General features: G+C 72.8%; 13 protein-coding genes. 6 read left to right on the forward strand and 7 right to left on the reverse strand.

Annotated features, from left to right (window positions below; translation table 11 throughout):
• Positions 1 to 45 precede the first annotated feature (45 nt).
• Both CcI49_RS31145 and CcI49_RS31150 read right to left on the reverse strand, forming a co-directional pair.
• Positions 46 to 609 carry a hypothetical protein gene (locus CcI49_RS31145; protein WP_076832500.1) on the reverse strand — a complete coding sequence of 188 codons (564 nt, stop codon included), beginning with the start codon at positions 607 to 609 and terminating at the stop codon, positions 46 to 48.
• Complete coding sequence (locus tag CcI49_RS31150; RefSeq protein WP_076832503.1) at positions 606 to 1,523, reverse strand: alpha/beta hydrolase; 918 nt, start codon at positions 1,521 to 1,523, stop codon at positions 606 to 608. The genes CcI49_RS31145 and CcI49_RS31150 overlap by 4 nt, the downstream gene beginning before the upstream one ends.
• Positions 1,524 to 1,614: 91 nt before the next feature.
• Here CcI49_RS31150 and CcI49_RS31155 point away from each other — a divergent pair, with 91 nt between their 5' ends.
• Positions 1,615 to 2,289: a TetR/AcrR family transcriptional regulator gene (locus tag CcI49_RS31155; protein WP_083749832.1), complete on the forward strand. Its 675-nt coding sequence runs from the start codon at positions 1,615 to 1,617 to the stop codon at positions 2,287 to 2,289.
• A gap of 89 nt (positions 2,290 to 2,378) precedes the next feature.
• Here CcI49_RS31155 and CcI49_RS31160 read toward each other — a convergent pair whose 3' ends face one another.
• The 5 genes from CcI49_RS31160 to CcI49_RS31180 all read right to left on the reverse strand — a co-directional run bounded on the left by CcI49_RS31160 (position 2,379) and on the right by CcI49_RS31180 (position 8,134).
• Positions 2,379 to 2,984, reverse strand: coding sequence for a response regulator transcription factor (locus CcI49_RS31160; protein WP_054568153.1), 606 nt, complete (start codon positions 2,982 to 2,984; stop codon positions 2,379 to 2,381).
• 1 nt (position 2,985) lies between these two features.
• The gene (locus CcI49_RS31165; RefSeq protein ID WP_076832506.1) at positions 2,986 to 4,497 is read right to left on the reverse strand and encodes a histidine kinase; all 1,512 of its coding nucleotides are present in this window, start codon (positions 4,495 to 4,497) and stop codon (positions 2,986 to 2,988) included.
• Positions 4,498 to 4,529: 32 nt separating this feature from the next.
• Positions 4,530 to 5,297: an ABC transporter permease gene (locus CcI49_RS31170; protein WP_076832509.1), complete on the reverse strand. Its 768-nt coding sequence runs from the start codon at positions 5,295 to 5,297 to the stop codon at positions 4,530 to 4,532.
• 4 nt (positions 5,298 to 5,301) lie between these two features.
• A complete protein-coding gene (locus CcI49_RS31175; RefSeq protein WP_347280156.1) occupies positions 5,302 to 6,291 on the reverse strand; it encodes an ABC transporter ATP-binding protein in 990 nt (329 codons plus the stop codon).
• A gap of 106 nt (positions 6,292 to 6,397) precedes the next feature.
• A complete protein-coding gene (locus CcI49_RS31180; protein WP_241840345.1) occupies positions 6,398 to 8,134 on the reverse strand; it encodes an MFS transporter in 1,737 nt (578 codons plus the stop codon).
• A 943-nt stretch (positions 8,135 to 9,077) separates the two neighbouring features.
• Here CcI49_RS31180 and CcI49_RS31185 point away from each other — a divergent pair.
• The 5 genes from CcI49_RS31185 (at position 9,078) to CcI49_RS41030 (ending at position 18,511) form a co-directional block, all read left to right on the forward strand.
• On the forward strand, positions 9,078 to 10,421 hold the full coding sequence (locus CcI49_RS31185; RefSeq protein WP_158230844.1) for a serine/threonine-protein kinase: 1,344 nt from the start codon (positions 9,078 to 9,080) through the stop codon (positions 10,419 to 10,421).
• A gap of 143 nt (positions 10,422 to 10,564) precedes the next feature.
• On the forward strand, positions 10,565 to 11,551 hold the full coding sequence (locus tag CcI49_RS31190) for a MoxR family ATPase (RefSeq protein ID WP_076832522.1): 987 nt from the start codon (positions 10,565 to 10,567) through the stop codon (positions 11,549 to 11,551).
• Positions 11,548 to 12,783, forward strand: coding sequence for a DUF58 domain-containing protein (locus tag CcI49_RS31195; RefSeq protein ID WP_076832526.1), 1,236 nt, complete (start codon positions 11,548 to 11,550; stop codon positions 12,781 to 12,783). Before CcI49_RS31190 ends, CcI49_RS31195 begins: the two co-directional genes overlap by 4 nt.
• Positions 12,780 to 15,398: a transglutaminase-like domain-containing protein gene (locus CcI49_RS31200; RefSeq protein WP_131831257.1), complete on the forward strand. Its 2,619-nt coding sequence runs from the start codon at positions 12,780 to 12,782 to the stop codon at positions 15,396 to 15,398. The genes CcI49_RS31195 and CcI49_RS31200 overlap by 4 nt, the downstream gene beginning before the upstream one ends.
• The gene (locus tag CcI49_RS41030) at positions 15,395 to 18,511 is read left to right on the forward strand and encodes a PKD domain-containing protein (RefSeq protein ID WP_116437548.1); all 3,117 of its coding nucleotides are present in this window, start codon (positions 15,395 to 15,397) and stop codon (positions 18,509 to 18,511) included. The genes CcI49_RS31200 and CcI49_RS41030 overlap by 4 nt, the downstream gene beginning before the upstream one ends.
• The last annotated feature ends 76 nt before the right edge of the window (positions 18,512 to 18,587 follow it).

Below are 18,587 nucleotides of genomic sequence, written 5' to 3' on the forward strand. Positions count from 1 at the left end.
CCTATTCGGCCGTCACCGGCCGCTTACCAGCCGCTCACCGGCCGCTCACCGGCCGCTCGTCGACGCGCGGTGCCAGGTGAGGGTGATCGTGCCGTCCTCACCGTCACGCCATCGGCGCGCGAGGTCCCGCAGGCGGGTGTGGATCGTGTCGACGCGATCGGATGTGGCGCTCTGCGGCAGCTGGAAGCCGAGGCGTCGGGCGGTACCGGGCAGGTCGGGGGTGGCGAAGGAGCCCGGGTCGACCCAGGCAAGAATGATCTCGCCGGACTGTTCCAGGTGCGGCTGCGGGCCGAGGATGGCGACGGCTTCCTCGGCCCGCCGCAGGCCGGCGAAGCCGGTGTCGGGCCGCTGGGCGAGGGGCACCCCGTCGCGGGTCAGCACGGCCTGGTCACCGACCATGACCACGTAGGCCCCCTGGTCGATCAGGCCCCAGAAGCCGTCGGTCAGGTCGAGGCCCTCCTCCACGACGAGGTGGACGAGGTCGTGGGGCAGGGCGTCGCCATAGCTGGGGAACTCCCAGCCGGTCGTGGTCGTGTCGCCGCGGGTGACGTGCACCTGGTCCGCGCGTCCGCGGCGGCGCGTGAACGAGACGGTCAGCGCGCCGGTCACGGCTGGGCCACCGGGCGAGACGGCTGCCGTCCGTCAGAGCGTGGGCGAGGGCCGGCCGGATCCGCTGCGGCGGGATCCCGCGCGGGTCCGGTCGCCTGGTCGAGGACGTCGTGCAGGCGGGCCGCGAACGCGGTCGGTCGCAGCACGAAGCCGGAATGCCCGCCGGGGAACTCGGCCAGCGGCCGGCCCAGTTCCTCGGCCAGGGCGCGGGCGCACTGGCGGGGGAAGCCGGTGGAGGTGGCACCGGCCGCGGGCACGATCCGGCCAGCCGCGGCCCGCAGACCGGGCCAGGCCAGCCGGTGAAGCCGCACGGCGGGAGCGTCGTGGGACAGGAAGAACGCGAGGTTGGCGATCCGCTCCGGTCTGGGCCGCGGCACCGCGACGTCCGGCTCCCGGTCGGTGACGTCGACCCCGCCGAGCGCGGGGAGCCGCCGCATGGCCGCGGCGAGCCCCTCCTCGCGGTATAGCCGTTCGATCTCCTGCTGGGCATGGACGGCCTGCTGACGTTCCGGCTCGGGGAGCAGTTCGGTCGCCGGCGGCTCGTGTGCGACGAGCCGCCGCACCTGGTGGGGGTGACGGCAGATCAGATCCAGCCCGATCAGGGCGCCGAGGCTGACTCCGAGCACCAGCGCCGGGCCGCCGGCGACCGCCGCGAGCACCCGGGCGGCGTCGTCACCATGCGTCGCCACGTCGACAGTGGCGTCCGCGTCCTGGAGCGGGCTGCGTACCTGGCCGCGCCGGTCATAGCTGATCACCGCGTACCGGCCGGTCAGCCCGGCGGCGAGCGCGTCGGTGGCGTCGGCGTCGCCGTCACCGCCCGGCAGCACCAGCAGCGCGGGGCCGTCGCCGCGGATCTTGTAGTGCAGCGTGGCTCCTGGTACGTCCAGCAGCCCTGTCTGGGTTCCGTCTCGCACGATCCACCCCAACCTACGCCAGATAAGATACTCAGGTTTCTTATTGGGCAGCGTAGCCGGCCGCATTAGGGAACTCAAGTATCTTGTTGGCATGCCGCTCGACAGGGACACCCCACTGGCGGAGACCCGTGACCGGCAGACGGCGCCCCGGACACGGCGCCGGGGAGACACCCTCGAGCAGGCGATCCTGGACGCGGCCTGGGAGGAGCTCGCCGCGGTCGGCTCCGCCGAGCTCACCGTCGCCGCGGTCGCGGCCCGTGCGGGAACCAGCAAGGCCGTGCTGTACCGCCGCTGGCCCACCCGAACCGACCTGCTCGCCGCCGCCATCAGCCGGCGCGTCGTCGACCTGACCGGCCCACCGCCCGACACCGGGAGCCTGCGCGGCGACGTCATCGCCGTCCTGACCGCGATGAACCAGCGMGCCCACGCCGCCCAGGCCGTCCCCGACATCGGCGGCGACCTGGCCGTCCACCTGCGTCGCCAGGCTCACGCGGACGGCGCCGACCAGACGGGAATCGTCCTCGACCGCGCCGCCGGCCGCGGAGAGATCGACCTCGACGCGCTCCCTGCGCGCCTTGCGCGCCTTCCCGTCGACCTGCTGCACGCCGAGCTGTCGCTGCGGCACTCGCCCGCCCCCGACGACCTGATCGTCGAGATCGTCGACGATCTCTTCCTTCCACTCGCCTTCCTGCGAGCCTCACCACCCGCATCACACGCACCACCCGCACCGCACGCACCGCACGCACCGCGCAGCGACCTGCGCTGAAGCCACGAACCGCGCCGCTCCAGGCGAGCAGGCACTCCGGTCAACCGAGCTGGCTGATCCCGTGCCGGCACCGCCCGGGGTCTGCTCGGCTAGAGCCAGCCGGAGTCCTCGGCGACGCGCAGGGCCTCCATCCGGTTACGGGTTCCGGTCTTGGCGATCACCGCCGACAGGTAGTTGCGGACAGTGCCCTCGGACAGGAAGAGACGCTGGGCGATGTCGGCGACGGTCGCGCCGTCACGTGCGGCGACGAGCACGTCACGTTCGCGGCCGGTGAGCGGGCTGGCTCCGCCGGCCAGCGTGGCCGCGGCCAGGGTCGGGTCCACCACCCGTTCGCCGCGGGCAACCCGACGGATCGCCTCCGCGAGGGCCTCGGCGGGGGCGTCCTTGACGACGAACCCGAGGGCACCTGCTTCCATCGCGCGGCGCAGGTAGCCGGTGCGACCGAAGGTCGTCACCACCAGCACCTGGGTGTCGGGGGCGGTGGCCCGCACGGCCCGGGCGGCGGCGAGGCCGTCGATGCCCGGCATCTCGACGTCCATCAGGACCACGTCCGGATGCAGCCGGGTCACGGCGGAGACCACCTCGTCACCGCGCCCGACCTGGCCGACGACCTCGAGATCGTCCTCCAGTGAGATCAGGGCGGCCAGCGCACCGCGGACGAGGTGCTGGTCATCCGCCAGCAGAACCTTGATCACCTCACCGGGCCCCTTCTTCGGCCCGCGCCGTACCCGCCCGGCCCGGAAGGTCAGTGCCCGAGTCGGCAGTGCCCGAGCCGGCAGTGCCCGAGTCGGCAGTGCCCGAGCCAGCAGCGTTCGAGACGGCGGAGCCTACGACGCCGGCGCCCGAGCCGGCAGCCACCGGGGCAGCGGTGTTCGGCAAAGGGCCCGCCGGGAAAGCAGTCGTCGGGACCGCCTCGGCGAGCGGTTCCACCGCGGACGGGATGACCGCGCGCAGCACGAAGCCCCTTCTCACGGGCCGCATGCCAGCCGCCGCGAGGCCCGACGTGGCCGCGGCGGACTCGGCGGGGCCGGCCTCCAGCTGGCCACCGACGGCGGCGACGCGCTCCCGAAGCCCGCCCAGGCCCGAGCCCGGACGCGACGAGGCCGGCGCCGACGGCGGCCCGGACCCGTCGTCGGAGATCTCGATGCTGTGCCCGTCCACACGCACGCGGACATGCTGGGCGCCGCTGTGGCGCACCGCGTTCGTCACTCCCTCCCGAAGCACCCAGCCGAACAGCTCGCGCAGCTCGCCGGGGACGGCTTCGGTGGTGGCGGGCAGCTCCGCCGAGATGCCGGCCGCGGCCAGCACCTGCCGGGCGGAGGCCAGCTCGGTGACCAGGTTCACCTCCCGGTAGCCAGCCACGGTGGCCCGCACGTCGGCGAGGCCCTGGCGGCCCAGTGCCGCGACCTCGGCCATCTCGGCGGCGGCCCGCTGCGGGTCGCGGCGGGCAAGCTTCGAGGCGAGCTCGGCCTTCACCGTGATCGTCGTGAGCGCGTGGCCGAGCAGGTCATGCAGGTCGCGGGCGATCCGCAGCCGCTCCTGCTCCTTGGCCAACCGCTCGATCTCCAGGCGGGCCCGGGTGAGCTCGGCCTGGTTGCGCGCCCCCGCCCGCACCCCGTACATCGCGATCGCGGACAGCAGCGCCGGGCCGGACAGTGACCACTGCGGACCGTCGGCCTGCCACCACCCGACCTGCTCCGGCAGCCAGGTCTCGATCACCACACACGCGGCCACCAGCGGCAGCGAGACGATCGGACGCAGCAGCAGGACGAACGTCATCGCCAGGTAGATCGTCATCACCAGGCCACCGCCGCCCGCGATCGGCAGGTAGCAGACGACGCAGGCCGTCATTCCGATCATCACCGTCAGGCGGTGGCGTTCCCGGTCACCGAACAGCACCTGCGGCAGCAGACCGATGTAGAGGTAGATGAACACGGCCAGGATCACGAAGCCGTACGCCATGGTGGCGGGGCCTTCGTTCAGGCGGGCCATGTCGACGACCGCGTACGCGAGGTAGATCAGGAACACACCCGCGCTGCGCCGCCAGCGCGCCGCGTTCATCCCGGCCTCGTCGGCCCGCCGCTCCCCCGTCAGCGTGGGGCGCAGAAGCCAGGCCACCAACGCCCCGGGCAGGTCGCGATCACCGCGTACCCCGGTCACCGCCACCGCGGGTTCACCGTCGCCGGCTGGCCAGCGGGCACTCGCCATCGCCGGACTCGCCTCTCTCCGCCGCGCCCGCGTCAGGTACGCAGCTGGTCGCGGGCGTAGGCGCGGCCGGCGACGGCGGCGAGCACGACCGACCAGATCGCGAGCGTGCCTAGCCCCTGCCAGCCAACCCAGCCGCCTTCCAGGACCGCACGGCCGGCCTGCGCCGACCAGTACATCGGAAGCTCCTTCACGATATCGGCGAGCCAGCCCGGGAACTGCTCGATCGGCACCCAGATGCCGCCGGCGAGCGCCAGCAGGCTGAACACCCCACCCGCGACGGCCTGCAGGTTCTCCGGGCGCACGAGATAACCCAGCCAGACGGCGAACCCGCCCAGCGGGAGGAGGCTCAGCAGGATGGACGCACCGGCACCGAGGTAGGTTCCCGCGGACAGTTCCACTCCGCGGGTCGCCCGGCCGTAGGCGAAGACGGCGACGATCGGCAGCACGGCCGTGGTGAAACCGGTCGCCACCTTCCCGAACACGTACTGGGAGCCGGTGAGGGCGGTGAGCCGCAGCTGGCGGTTCCAGCCGATCGACCGTTCGACGGCGATGCGCCCGGCCGAGCCGAGTACCGCGTTCATCGCGCCGAACGTGGCCATACTGATCATGATGTACGGGGCGATCTCCAGCCCGCCGAGCGTGTCGCCGTCGTCGCTCGCGCTGAACGCGGCGAACAGGAGAATCGGCATGACCAGGCTGAACACGACCAGCCGGGTGTTGCGCATAGCCCGGATGATCTCGGAGCGGATGTACCGGAGGTAGGTGCCCCGACCGCCGGCGGCAAGACAGCTCTCGATCATTTATCTATCTCCTCGCGGCCGAAGTGGAGGCGGGGGCGGGGGCAGAGGCAGGGGTCGCGTCGCTGGTAAGAGCGGTGTCGCCGGTGAGAGCGGTGTCGCTGGTGAGAGCGATGAAGGCATCCTCCAACCCGGCACCGACAATCTCGATGTCGCAGGCGTCCGGGCAGGCGGCGAGCAGCGCGCGCAGCGCCCGGTCGCTGTCCGGGCAGGCGAGGCTGACCACGTCACCGCGCCGCTCCGCCCGGGCGACCCCGGGCAGCCCGCGCAGCTCGTCGAGCGCGGAGGCGTCCAGCCCGCGCACCGTGGCCCGGATCGTCCGGCCACCGACGAGTGCCTTCACCTCGGACGTCGGCCCGTCCGCGATCACCCGGCCGCGGCGCAGCAGCACGATGCGGTCCGCGAAGTCGTCGGCCTCCTCCAGGTAGTGGGTGGCGAACAGAACCGTGCGCCCACCAGCCGCCCACGCCCGCATGGCCACCCAGAACGCGCGCCGGCTCTCGACGTCCATCGCCGCGGTGGGCTCGTCGAGCACGATCAGGTCCGGGTCCGGCAGCAGGGCGAGGGCGAACCGGACCCGTTGCCGCTCGCCGCCGGAAAGCCGGTCGGTGCGGGATCCGGCGAGGTCGGTGACACCGGCCCGGTCGAGCACCTCGTCGACCGACAGCGCGCGCGGGTAGAGCGACGCGACGTCGCGCAGCATCCGCCCGACGGAGACCCCTGGCAGCAGCCCGCCGTTCTGCAGCATCGCGCCGACCCGCCCGGCGGCGCAGGCCTGGCGTGGGCCGAGCCCGAACAGTGTGACCGCRCCCTCGTCCGGCCGGGTGAGGCCCAACAGCATGTCGATCGTCGTCGACTTGCCGGCGCCGTTCGGACCGAGCAGCGCGACGATCTCCCCGGCGTCAACGGCCAGGTCGATGCCGTCGACAGCCCGGACCGCCCCGTACATCTTGCGCAGCCCGGACAGGCGGACACTCACAGGAGGGTCGCTCGTCATGGTGTCGAGGGTCCTCTCCGGGCCGGCCTCACCCCAGTCATCGTCGTCACTGTTCAGCCATGACATGTGTCATGAACCATGACCGAGGCGAGTGACAGGAAGCGCCTCAGCCCCGGGGCGACGGGGCTTCTCCGGGGAAGGGTTCGGGGAGGGCTTCGGGCGACGTCCCGGTGGGCTGGCGCAGCGGAATCCGGCCGGTGAAAACGGTCGCGAGCAGCGCGAAGAAGACGAGGACCGCCAGCGACGCCCGCAACGCCGTCACGCGCGCATCGGCGTTCTCCTCGACGATGATGTCGACGGTCGGCGCGGGCACACCGGCCGCGGTGAGCTTTGCCCGCAGATCCCGGTCGGAAAGAAACGGAGCGCCCTGGGCCAGCTTCACATTCGCCTGCGCGGCGAGGTCCGGCGGAACCGCCGGGTTTTCCCGCACTCCGGCGAGAAAGGACGTCGTCAGGCTGGCGATGAGCACCGTTCCGGCCACGGCGGTCCCGATCGATGCACCCAGGTTCGTCACCGTGTTCTGCACACCGCCGACCTCCGCGCTGTGCTCGTCCGCGACGGAGGAAACGGTGACGCTGYCCAGCTGGGAGGCGAGCGCGCCGATGCCCAGGCCGGCGAGCAGCAGCGGCCAGACCACGATCTGCGGCCCGGCGCCGAGGTCGAGCGCGGCGACCAGGATCACGATCCCGACGAGGAGCGAGAGAAAGCCGCCGCGGACAGTACGGCGTGGGGAGGCATGCGGAAAGGCCTTCGGGATGCCGACCGCGGCGACGAGCAACGTCACGGACAACGGCAGCAGCCAGACACCGGTCCCGACCGCCGACAGACCCAGCGACACCGACAGGAACAACGGCACAACAAAGAAAAGCCCGGCCTGCAGGAGGTACTGGAAGAAGAAGGATGTCAGGCCGCCGCGCAGGACGGGGCTGCGCAGCATCGCGGGGTCGAACAGGGATGCCCGCCCACGCGCGATCCGTGCGTTCTCCCACCACAGGAACAGGCGCAACACCACCAGGCCGGCAAGCAGCAGCCAGAACGTCGGTGAGATTCCGAGCCAGGCGGGAGCACCGGCCTTGGGACGGAACAGTCCCCAGGATCCCGCCCGCAGAATGCCGTACACCGCCAGGCACAGGCCGAGAGCGGACAGCACGGTACCCACCGGGTCGAGGCCGTTCATCTCACCAGCCCGGCCAGCCTCACCGACCCGTCCAGACCCGTCAGCTGCGTCAGCCCGGCCAGCCGCGTCACGCTGCTCGGAGAGGGCTGGTGCTGGCCGTGCCGTGCTCGGCGGCGGGGCCTGCTCCGGTGTGTCGGTCAGCTGGCGGGCGAAGAACAGGATGCCCAGCACGACCAGCACCTCGCCGGCGAACACCCAACGCCAGGAGAGATAGGTGGTGAAAAGGCCACCCACAAGCGGCCCGGTCGCCACCGCGATCGCGCCCGCCGAGGCGACCAGGCCGTAGGCGCGCGGCCGGTCGGCCGCCGCGAAGTTCGACGCGACCAGTGCGACGATCGCGGGCATGATCAGCGCTGCGCCGATCCCTTCGAAGAAGGACCAGCCCAGGATGAGCACGGGCAGGTTCCCCGCGAGCGAGGTCGTCAGCGACCCGCAGCCGTAGATGGCGCACCCCACGGCGAAGACCCGCCGGCGGCCGAAGATCCGGCCGATCCGACCACCTGTGATCATGAATGCCGCCATGACCAGCGTGTAGAAGGTGATGGCGGTCTGGATGCCGCTCACCGTGGTGCCGACATCCGCGGAGACCGTCGCGATCGACACGTTCATGACCGAGCTGTCCAGAGTCATCAGGAACTGCCCGGCGCACAGCGTGAGCAGCACCATCCCACCGCCGGAACCGCCACCGGGCCCAGGGTCAGGGCCTGGGTCAGGGCCATCTCCGGTCTGGGCCATAGCCGTCCTCCCCACCGAGGCATCCGGGCAGGTGCCGCCGCGGTCACCGCCATATCCGCCGCATTTCTCCGCGTCCCGCCGGTTCGGGCCTCGTCGACGGATTCGGCGACGAGCGCGGAGCCGGCGGTCGGCCGCCTCATTGTCGGTGCACCCGCCAGCCAGCACACCTGCTCAGAAACCTGCGCCGCCGCCCGGTGCCCCTCTGACAACAAGACAGCCAACCCGGCCGGCGAAAAATCGGAGCATCCACGGACACCCGAAGGAAAGGCGGAGGCGAGGAGATGAGGATTCTTCCCCTGCCACCACGGTATCGCGGCACCAATTCACAGCAAAAGGAACGAAGGTCGCACAAAGCCATCTTGACGATCCACAAAAAGTAAGGATTTCGGTCGTTCCAGCAGCCAAAATCCTCACCTCCTGCCCGTCGGCAACGCCGACCCGAAGGTCACGATTCCGCGAGAGGCTTCAAAACAACCAAAATCCTCGCAGCCTTGATCGACACCACCTTTGCGGCAAGGACGGACTTGACCCCGAGGGCCGCGTGAGCGATTCCGGTCGACGACGAGTCACAGCCGGAAGCTCGGCGGCAGGCTCGCCGACGATGCTCCCGCCCTGAAGGAGATCACTCCAGCGAGGACGGCGAGGCCTGGCGGGTGGCGAGGGTGGCGCCAGCGATGAACAGATCCATCCACCCCACCCCTAATGCGAGAACAGCACAATGATCCGATTCGTTTCAGCGCCACACGATCACCGCCATGCCAACAGGCACACCAGGACGCATCAGAACGCACCCGACATCACCCGATCTGCGATGATGGACTGCTGCACCGCCGCGGGCTCCAGAGTCACGGCGTTCCGTGCCTGGGGGGGCGAGATGGTGACCGACAACCGTGATCTGATCATGGCCRCATTACCCGGCTACCAGATCGGCAACGAGATCGGCCACGGCGCTTTCGGTGTGGTTTTCGCCGGCCAGAACCGGCTCCATCGCGAGGTGGCCGTCAAAGTCGTGCACGGTGCCGATGGCGACGGTGACGCCAAGGCGGAAGCCCTCACCCTGGCCAGGGTCGAGCATCCGCACGTGGTGCAGGTGTACGACTACATTCAGCAGAACGGCTCCGCGTTCATCGTCATGGAGCTGCTCGGTGGCGGCACCCTGCGCGGGCGGGCCACCCGCGGGCTGTCCACGGAACAGGTGTGCGCGGCGGGTCTCGCCACGGCCGCGGCCCTCGGATACGCCCACGAGCAGGGCGTGCTGCACCGGGATGTGAAGCCGGCGAACGTCCTGTTCACGAACAGCGGGCAGCTCAAGGTCGCCGACTTCGGAATCGCCCGCGAGTACGCCGGCACCGCGCTGCAGACGGCGACCGCCGTCGGAACCCCGCGGTACATGGCACCGGAACAGTTCCTGGCCGGGCGGCTGACGCCGTCGACCGACCTCTACGCGCTCGCCGTCATTCTCTACGAGCTGCTCGCTGGCCGGCCGCCGTTCCGGGCGGCGCCGACCGACGCGCGGTCCTTCGAAGGGCTGCGACGCAGCCATCTGGACGAGATACCGCAGCCGCTGCACACCGCACCGGCGCCACTCGGCGCCGTCGTGCTCCGCGCACTGGGCAAGCGCCCCGTCGACAGGTACCAGACGGCCCGCGAGTTCTCCGCCGCGCTGGCCCGCGCGGCCTACGATTCGCTCGGGCCGGGCTGGCTGGAACGCGCGGGCATGACGCTGGCTCTGGATGACGACATCCGCGCCCTCGCCGCAGGTGACACGGTCACTGTCAAGATCCCGCCGCCGGCGCGGACTGCTGCACCGGCTGCCGTGCTGTTGCCGTTGCCAGCGCCAGCGCCGCTGTCTGCGACTGCGCCATTGCCAGCGCCAGGGCCAGCGCCTGCGCCTGCGCCGCTGCCCGCACCAGCGCCGCTGTCCGCGACTGAGCCGTTGCCCGCGCCAGGGTCAGCACCCGCGCAGTTGCCGGCGCCGGTGACTGTGGTCGTGCCCGGGCCGGTGCCTGCCACTGCCCGGGCGTTCCCGCGGCCGGCCGCTGCGCCCCGCCCCGCGGGTGCGCTGCAGCAGGTGGTCGGGGACGAGCCGCGGGTGGTGGTCCACACCGGGTCCGATGTCGGCTACCGCAGGTTCGGCGTCCGCGCGGCGGTCGCCGTGACGGTGCTGCTCGGTTCGGTCGGCCTGCTGGTGGCCGCGGTGGTGGCGCTGGCCAGGTGACTCCGGCCGCGGCCGGAGTACCGGCATACCGGCCCAGGCCCGGCTGAGCCGGGCCTGGACCGGCCCAGGCCCGGCTCAGGCCCGGGCCAGGCCCGGTGAGGACGCTGGGCGGCAGGAGAAGGCCTGCCGCCCCGAACGGGGGAATGATGACGGAATCTCTGGTGGACGCGAGCGAGGCCACCTGGTTCGCGGAACGCTGCGCGGCACTCGTCCACAATGTGGAGACGTTGATCCGGGGCAAGACCGAGATCGTTCGGCTCGTCACCGTGTGCATGGCGGCCGAGGGCCACGTGCTGATCGACGACGTCCCCGGGACGGGCAAGACGTCGCTGGCGAAGGCGGTGGCGAACTCGGTCGCCGGCACGATGCGGCGGATCCAGTTCACGCCCGACCTGCTGCCCACCGACGTCACCGGCGTGCAGGTGTGGAACCCGGAGAAGAGGATCTTCGAGTTCCAGGCGGGCCCGATCTTCGGCAACATCATTCTGGCCGACGAGGTGAACCGCGCCTCGCCGAAGACGCAGTCGGCCCTGCTGGAGGTCATGGAGGAACAGCAGGTCACCGTGGACGGCCAGCCGCTCGCGGTACCGCGCCCGTTCGTCGTCGTCGCCACCCAGAACCCGGTCGAGCACGGCGGGACGTACGACCTGCCCGAGGCGCAGATCGACCGGTTCATGATGCGCCTCACGCTCGGCTACCCCGACCACGCGGCCGAGGTGGAGGTGCTGGCGAACCGCCGCGGCGGTCAGTCCGCCGCCGCGGTGACACCCGTCCTGACCACGGCCGACGTCGAACGCATGATCGGGATCGCTCGGCGGGTGCACCTGTCCGCGCAGCTGCTGGGGTACATCGTCACGCTCGCCGACGCCACCCGGCGCCGGCCCGAGGTGCGCCTCGGGGTGAGCACCCGTGGTGCGCTGGCGCTCGCCGCCGCCGCGCAGGCGCACGCGGCCGCCGACGGCCGCACCTACGCGACGCCGGACGACGTCAAGGCGCTGGCACCGTCCGTCCTCGCGCACCGGGTGCTGCTGCGTCCCGAGGCGGAGATGTCGGGCCTGCGCGCCGTCGACCTGCTCGGTGAGACGCTCGCGTCGGTCCCGGTCCCGAACCAGCGGCTGGCGATGCGGTGATCACGCGATCCGGTGCCACGATGATCGTGGCCGCGGCGGTGCTCCTCGTAGCGGGGATCCTGCTCGACTACCCGGAGCTGGTCGTTCTCGGGCTGGGCGCGGCGACGGTCGTGGCCGCGGCCGCCGGCTGGATGCTCGCCAGGCCCGAGGTGACGATCGAGCGCGAGATCCGTCCGGACCGGGTCGCGGAGGGCGGGATGGCCCGCGGCGTCCTGGTCGTGACCAACACGGCTCGACGTCGCTCCCCACCGATGGTCGTCGGCGAGTCGGTGGGCGGGCAGCCGGTCGGGATCACGGTGGCGAGCCTGCCGCCGGGTGGCTGCCAGCAGGCCGAATACCAGCTGCCGACGGCCCAGCGCGGCGTCTTCGAGGTCGGGCCGCTGACCCTCGGGCACGCCGACCCGTTGCGGCTGATGCATCTGCGGCGGGGGTTCCCGTCCCGCTCGGTGCTGCGGGTGTACCCGAAGCTGCTGCCGGTGGTGCCGCTGCCGACCGGCGGCTCACCTGACCTGGACGGACCGACCACCGCAGCCGCCGCACCGGGCGGCGTGGCCTTCCACGGGCTGCGTGACTACGTCCGCGGCGACGACCTGCGGCTCATCCACTGGCGTTCCACCGCGCGGGCCGGCAAGTTCATGGTCCGCCACAACGTCGTGCCCCGCGAGCCGCGGATGCTGGTCGTGCTCGACACCAGCGCCGCCCCCTACCTGGACGCTCCGAACGGCGGCCGCGCGAACGACGGCCGCCGCGGTGACGGCGACGGTCACAGCGCCGGCGATGGCCGCGGCCAGGGACAGGTGCACGGCCGCTTCGAGGACGCGGTGCGCATCGCCGCCTCGCTCGCCGCCGCGGCGGTGACGCACGGTTTTCCCGTCGAGGTGCATACGACCGGTGGCCAGCGCGCGGTCGCCCAGCGGGGCGAAGGGGCGCCGATGGCGGTCCTCGACCTGCTCGCCGGGGTCGAGGCCGGTGCGGACGACCCGGGCCTGACCGCACTGACCGGGATGGTTCCCCGCGACGGCGGTGTCGTGCTCGGGATCGTGACCGGTCAGCCGGCCGCGGTCGCCGCGGCCACGGTGTCGGCGGTCCGCCCACGGTTCGCGATGGTGACCCTCGTCCAGGTCGGTGCGACACCGGGGCGGCCCGGCCCGGCGGTCCGCGGAGCGCTGGTGCTCAACGTGCGCACCAGCGAGGATTTCGTGGCCGCCTGGAACACGCGGGTGGCCCGTTGAGCCGCGAGACGCAGGTACCGGGCGCCGGTGCGCTGCCCGGGGGCGCCGCGGGGCGGCAACGAGATCTCGCCCTTGCGGACATCTCCGACGCGGCCACGCTGCTGGCGCCGCCGACCGCGGGACGACCACCGGGTCCACCGCCTGCGGTACCCATGCCGCTACCGATGCCCGCCGTCCCGTCTACGTCCGCGTCTGTGCCGGCGGTCGCGGCCACCGCTGCGCCGACCACGGCGGTGGGCGCGAAGGCCCGGCCCCTGGGCCGTCGGTTCACGCAGGCCGCCGTGGTCGTCCTGCTGATGGTGCAGGTGGCGGCGACCTACCGTGGTTTCTTCGCGGGCACCGCGTTCCTGGCGCCGCTCGGCGGCGCGGTGCTGCTGGCGGGCGTGCTGGCCGCAGCGACATCCAACCGCCTGAAGATCGACGCGATCGTGGCGGTCGCCGCCGGCGGCTGGCTGTTGTTCGCGCTGCTCGCCCTGTTCGGCGCCCGCGGCGGCGCCGCGCCGTCGGCGTTCGCCGGCGCACTGCGTGAGGGCTGGGCGGACCTGCTCACCGTCGGGCTGCCCGCCGACCCGACCGGCGAGCTGCTGCTCGCCCCGAGCCTGCTGCTGTGGGCGGCCACGTTCACCGCCGTCGCGCTGGCCCTGCGCACCCAGGCGGTGCTGCTCCCGCTGCTGCCCGCGATGCTCGCGGAGGTTCTCACCCTGATCGTCACCGCGGCCGGTGAACGGTCCCAGCTGCCGCTCACCGGATGCCTCACCTGCACCGCACTCGTGCTCGTGTTGCTGCGGGCGTCGCAGTCCGGCGAGGCGGACAGACAGGAGGGTTCCGGCCCGTCGGCGTCGGCGTCGGTGCTGGTGCTCGGGCTGCCGCTGGTCGCCGCCGCCGCCACGGTCGCGACCGTCGGCGCGGCCGTCCTCCCCCTCGCCGACGGCGATGGGCGCTTCGACCCGAGGGAGCATCGGACCCCACCGGTCGAGGCGACGCCGCTGCTCGACCCGCTCGCCCAGGTGCAGGTCGAGCTGCGGACGAACCCGCCGCGCTCGCTGTTCACCGCGCGGCTTTCCACCAGCACCGGACGTCTGCCCGTGGACCGGCTGCGCATCGCCGCGCTCGGCGACTTCGACGGGGCGACCTGGCGCGACGCCGGGCTCTTCCTGCGCGCCGGCAGCACCCTGCCCCAGGACGGCCCGGCCGTGACGGTCCCCACCGCCCAGGTGGGCCTGGACGTGTCGATCGAGGCCTGGGACCGCACCCTGCTGCCGCAGGTCGGTGTGCCGGTCACGCTGCACGGGCGGGAGATCTCCGTCCAGGCCGAGTCGGGTGCCGTCGCGGCGACGTCCGTCCCGCGTGACGGCGACGGCTACCAGCTGCGGGCCGAGGTCGCCACCCCCGGCGCGGAGGACCTCCGCCTCGCCCGCGCGGCGATCGGGCCCGCGACGGACGGCGCGGTGGCGCTGCCGCCAGGCCTGGCCCCCGAGCTGACGCAGCTCGCCGACGAGGTGATGGGGACGGCGGCGACGTCCTACGACAAGCTGCTCGCGCTGGAGCGCTACCTGCGTGACCCGCAGCGTTTCCCGTACGACGGGGACGCCCGGCCGGGCCACTCGTACGGCGCCGTGACCCGCCTGCTCGACGCGGGCAGGACAGCAGCCAGCGGCACAACAGCCGCTTCGGGTGAGAGGCCGGGTTCGGGCACGGGCACGGGTTCGGGGTCGGACGCGGACCGCCGTGGCTACGCCGAGCAGCACGCCGCCGCCTTCGCCATCCTCGCCCGCACCCAGGGGTTCCCGACCCGGATCGCGGTCGGCTACCTGCTGGACGAACAGTCCGGCGACGGCCAGGGGGCGTTCCACGTGACGACCCGACAGGCCCACGCCTGGCCGGAGGTTGCGCTCGCCGGGCTCGGCTGGGTCCCGTTCGAGCCCACCGACGTCAGCCGGCTCGGGCTCGCGCTGCCCCCGGTCGACCGCGCGACCAGCGCCGACACCGGCCAGCAGGAGCAGAGCGTGGATGTGGTGACCCCCGTCGTCGTCCCCCAGCTCGACCCGGCCGGCACGGGCGCCGGCGGCGGCACGGGCACCGGCCGGAGCTGGACGTGGCTCGGCTACGCCGCCGCGGTGGCCGCCGTGCCGGTGCTGCTGGTCGCGCTGGTCCCGGTGGAGAAGCGTCGCCGCCGGCGACGACGGCGGCGCACCGGCACCCCGACCACGCGGATCGAGGCCGCCTGGCGGGAGGTCGGCGACCGGCTCGCCGAACACGGCCTGACCGGCACCGCCGCGCTCACCCCGCGGCAGGTCTGCGGCCACGCCGGGGCTCTGCCCGGCTGCGCCCCGGCGGCGCACCATCTCGAGGCGCTGGCGCCGCTGGTCACGATGGCGCTGTTCGCCGCGGCCGAGCCGGGCGAGGACGACGCCCGCCAGGCCTGGCACCTGACCGACCTGACCATCAACGATCTCGGACGTCGGCCCGGGCACGGCTGGCGCGGGCAGGGCTGGCGCGGGAACGGTGCACGGGCGCGGGCCGCGCTCGACCCGCGCCCGCTGCTGCCCCGCTCCCGCTCTGACTCCCGCTCCCGCTCGGGCCGGCCGAGGGACGTACACGAGGTGACGCGATGAGGAACCTGCGCCGGCCCCCGAACAAGCGCGGGCCCCGGAAGGTGCCGCGGCCCCGGAACGTGCTGCGGGTGGTGGTCGCGCTGGCACTGCTCGCCGGCGGGGCGGTGCTCGTCGGCCAGGCCGGCGGGGTGCCGGGCAGGCTGCTGGCCGTCGAGGACGGCGCGGCCTGGCTGGTGTCCTCCGCCACCGGCCAGGCCGCGCTCGTCGACGGTGCGTCGTCCCAGGTGGTGACCAAGGTCGCCGTCGGCAGTGGGGATCTGACGTCCGCGCAGTCGGGGCCGGACGCCTACGTCGTCAACCGCACGGCGGGCAGCGTGCTGCGCGTCGACGGCGCGACGTTCGAAGCCTCCGAACCGGTCCGGTTCGGTTCGGGCCAGCGACAGCTGCGGGTGTTTCCGACCAGTGCCGCGACCTACGTCGTCGACGAGGAGTCAGGCCTGGTCACGACCGCCGACCCGGGCACCCTGCAGGCACGTTCGCTGCAGTCGGTCGCGGCGCGCGCCGGGTCGGGCAGCGCGGTCACCGACGGCTTCGGCCGGCTGTGGCTGGTCGACCGCGACAACGGTGACCTGGTGCGGCTCGACGAGCACGGCGGGAAGGGCCGGACCCGCGCCGGTGTCACCGCCAGCAGCCAGCTCGTCCTCGCCGGCGACCGGCCGGCCGTGGTCGACCCGGCGGCCCGCACCGTCCGCGCGGTCGGCGACACCGGCGGCGGAGGCGGCGCCAGCGGCGACGATGCCAGCGGAGGCGGAGGCAGCGGAGGCGGAGGCGGAGGCGGAGGCAGCGGAGGCGGAGGCGGAGGCAGCGGAGGCAGTGGCGGAAGCGACGGAGGCGGTGCCGAAATCGGGCCCGATGCCAGCACCTGCCTGGAGACGACGGCCGCCGACCGGTCGGTGGTGATCCTCGGCAGCACAAGCCGTCCGGTGGTGTACGCGGCCAGCGGCCAGCACGGCACACTGGTGATCAGCAATCTTGCGACGGGGCGTTGCGACACCGTTGTGGATCTCGCGGCGGCAGGCCACGACCTGGGCCAGCCGCGGGAGGCCGCCGGCCGGGTGTTCCTCCCCGACTTCACCGACGGGCATGTCATCGTCGTCGACGTCGACCAGCGCCGGGTCGTCGCCCGGCCCGAGGTGCTGCCCGCCGGCACCCGGTTCGAGCTGGTCACGCAGGGCCCGTTCATCTTCTTCAACGACCCGTCCAGCTTCCGGGCCGGCGCGATCCGCCTCGACGGCAGCGTGCGGGTCATCGAGAAGTACAACCCGGACCGGCCCGGTGACGGCCTCGCCGGCGGCTCCGCGACCAGCGGCGCAGGCGATGGCGACAGCAGCACGGACGGCGGCGCGCAACCCGCGACGGCACCGCTGCCCGACACCGCCCCCTCCCCGCGCATCAGCGACGTGAAGAACACCTCGGACGGCGCCGAAACCAGCGACCCCGAGGTGACGATCCAGGTGTCGGCGGTCCGGGTCCGGATCGGCCAGCCGGTCACACTGCGCCTCGCCGCCCGGGACGGAACCCGGATCGCGGGCGCGACCTGGTCCTTCGGCGACGGCACGACCGGCAGCGGCAGCCAGGCGAGCCACGCCTGGTCCCAGCTGGGGAACTACCTGGTCGTCGCGCACGCCATCCTCGCGGACGGCCGCCAGGCCACCCCCGCCGTGCGCCTCACCGTCGACCGCCGCGGCACACCATCGGTCGAGAACGCCGGCTCCCCACCACCCGGAACGGCACCGATCGACGCGCCGCCGACGAACCTGCTCGTCGCACGGCTGACGGTGACACCGGCGAGCGGCGAGGCACCGCTGCACATCACCGCGGACGCCTCCGGCTCCACCGCCGGCACGGCCCCGATCGCCGGCTACGCCTTCGACTTCGGCGACGGCACCGCGGCCGGCGGCTCGGGGGCGGCGGCGAGCGCCACCCACACCTACGAGTCCGCCCAGCCCGGAGCAACCTTCGTCGTGTCGGTCACCGTGACCGACCAGGCCGGGAACACCAGCCGCGCCAGCCAGCAGGTCACGATCATCGGCTCGGGGGCGCCGCCTCCCCCCACCATGACCGTGACCGCCGCCGGCGACCACTGGCGCGTCGAGGCGGCCCCCGGCACGGGCGGCGCACCGACCGCCCGTTTCGGTCTCACCGCCGACCGGGCGGACGTCGGAGTCACCCCGATCACGGACAGAACGTTCGACGTGATCCCGTCGACCTGCGACGGCTTCAACCTGACCCTCTCCGCCTACGCCGCCGACGGCACCGAGACCCCCGCCAACCCCCAGGTCCTCGACCCACACGAACTCGACCCGCAGTCGGTCGGCCTGTGCACTCCCGAGAAGCCGGTGCTCGAGGTGCAACCCGCCGACGGCTTCGGCTTCAGTGTCATCATCAGCAACGCCGTGGCGGACGGATCGATGACCTACGCGTGGTCCTACACGGACGGCGGTAGCGGTGGCAGCTTCAGCGTGCAGCAGCAGGCCGATCGGATCTCCTTCCGCACGACCGACTGCCGCCAGTTCACCGTCACGGTGGCAGCCACCGGCCCAGGCGGAACCCTGATCTCGGACCCGGTCACCGGCATGGGCTGCACCGTACCCGACAAGATCATCATTGCCCGGACGGTCGTAGGAACGACGATCACCTGGAATCTGACCCTGCCGTCCAACACGTATGTCGAGCAGTACTACTACGGCGAGACATTCCCGAGTCCCGAGGGCCCGGATGGGCAAGGTGGCATGACGCCAACGCTCGGAACCACCATCGTCGTCAACGGTGTGCCCGGTGGCACCTACGGGATTGAGCTCCATGCGATGAACGCGGCCGGCTATTCCGTAAGCCGAGACGAGGTCGCCCTTCCCAAGGAGGGTGACGTTCCTGACGACGGAAACGGCCCTGACCCGACGGAAACATCGCCCGGTACCGACCCGACGACGCCTGTACCGACCACACCCGTTCCGACTACGCCCATCCCAACAACGCCACAGACCGATCCGACCACGCCGGAGACCACCAGCCCCCCGCCGCCGACGGATCCGGTGCCAATCCCGGAGCCGCCGGAGACCACGGAGCCGCCGCCCGCGCCGACGCCGGAGCCGACCCCGCCGGCGGGCGGGTAAGACCGTGCTGGCGCCGGGACCAGGCGACACCGTCCGTCCCGGCGCCAGCCGATACTGTCTCCGCACGCGTGCGGCT

The sequence above is a fragment of the Frankia sp. CcI49 genome (genome assembly GCF_001983215.1).
GTDB classification, from domain to species: Bacteria; Actinomycetota; Actinomycetes; order Frankiales; family Frankiaceae; genus Parafrankia; species Parafrankia irregularis.

Bases quoted from the DNA above. Each gene is read 5' to 3' on its own strand.
- CcI49_RS31165 (WP_076832506.1), bottom strand. From the start codon at position 4,497: ATGGCGAGTGCCCGCTGGCCAGCCGGCGACGGTGAACCCGCGGTGGCG.
- CcI49_RS31170 (WP_076832509.1), bottom strand. From the start codon at position 5,297: ATGATCGAGAGCTGTCTTGCCGCCGGCGGTCGGGGCACCTACCTCCGG.
- CcI49_RS31190 (WP_076832522.1), top strand. From the start codon at position 10,565: ATGATGACGGAATCTCTGGTGGACGCGAGCGAGGCCACCTGGTTCGCG.
- CcI49_RS41030 (WP_116437548.1), top strand. From the start codon at position 15,395: ATGAGGAACCTGCGCCGGCCCCCGAACAAGCGCGGGCCCCGGAAGGTG.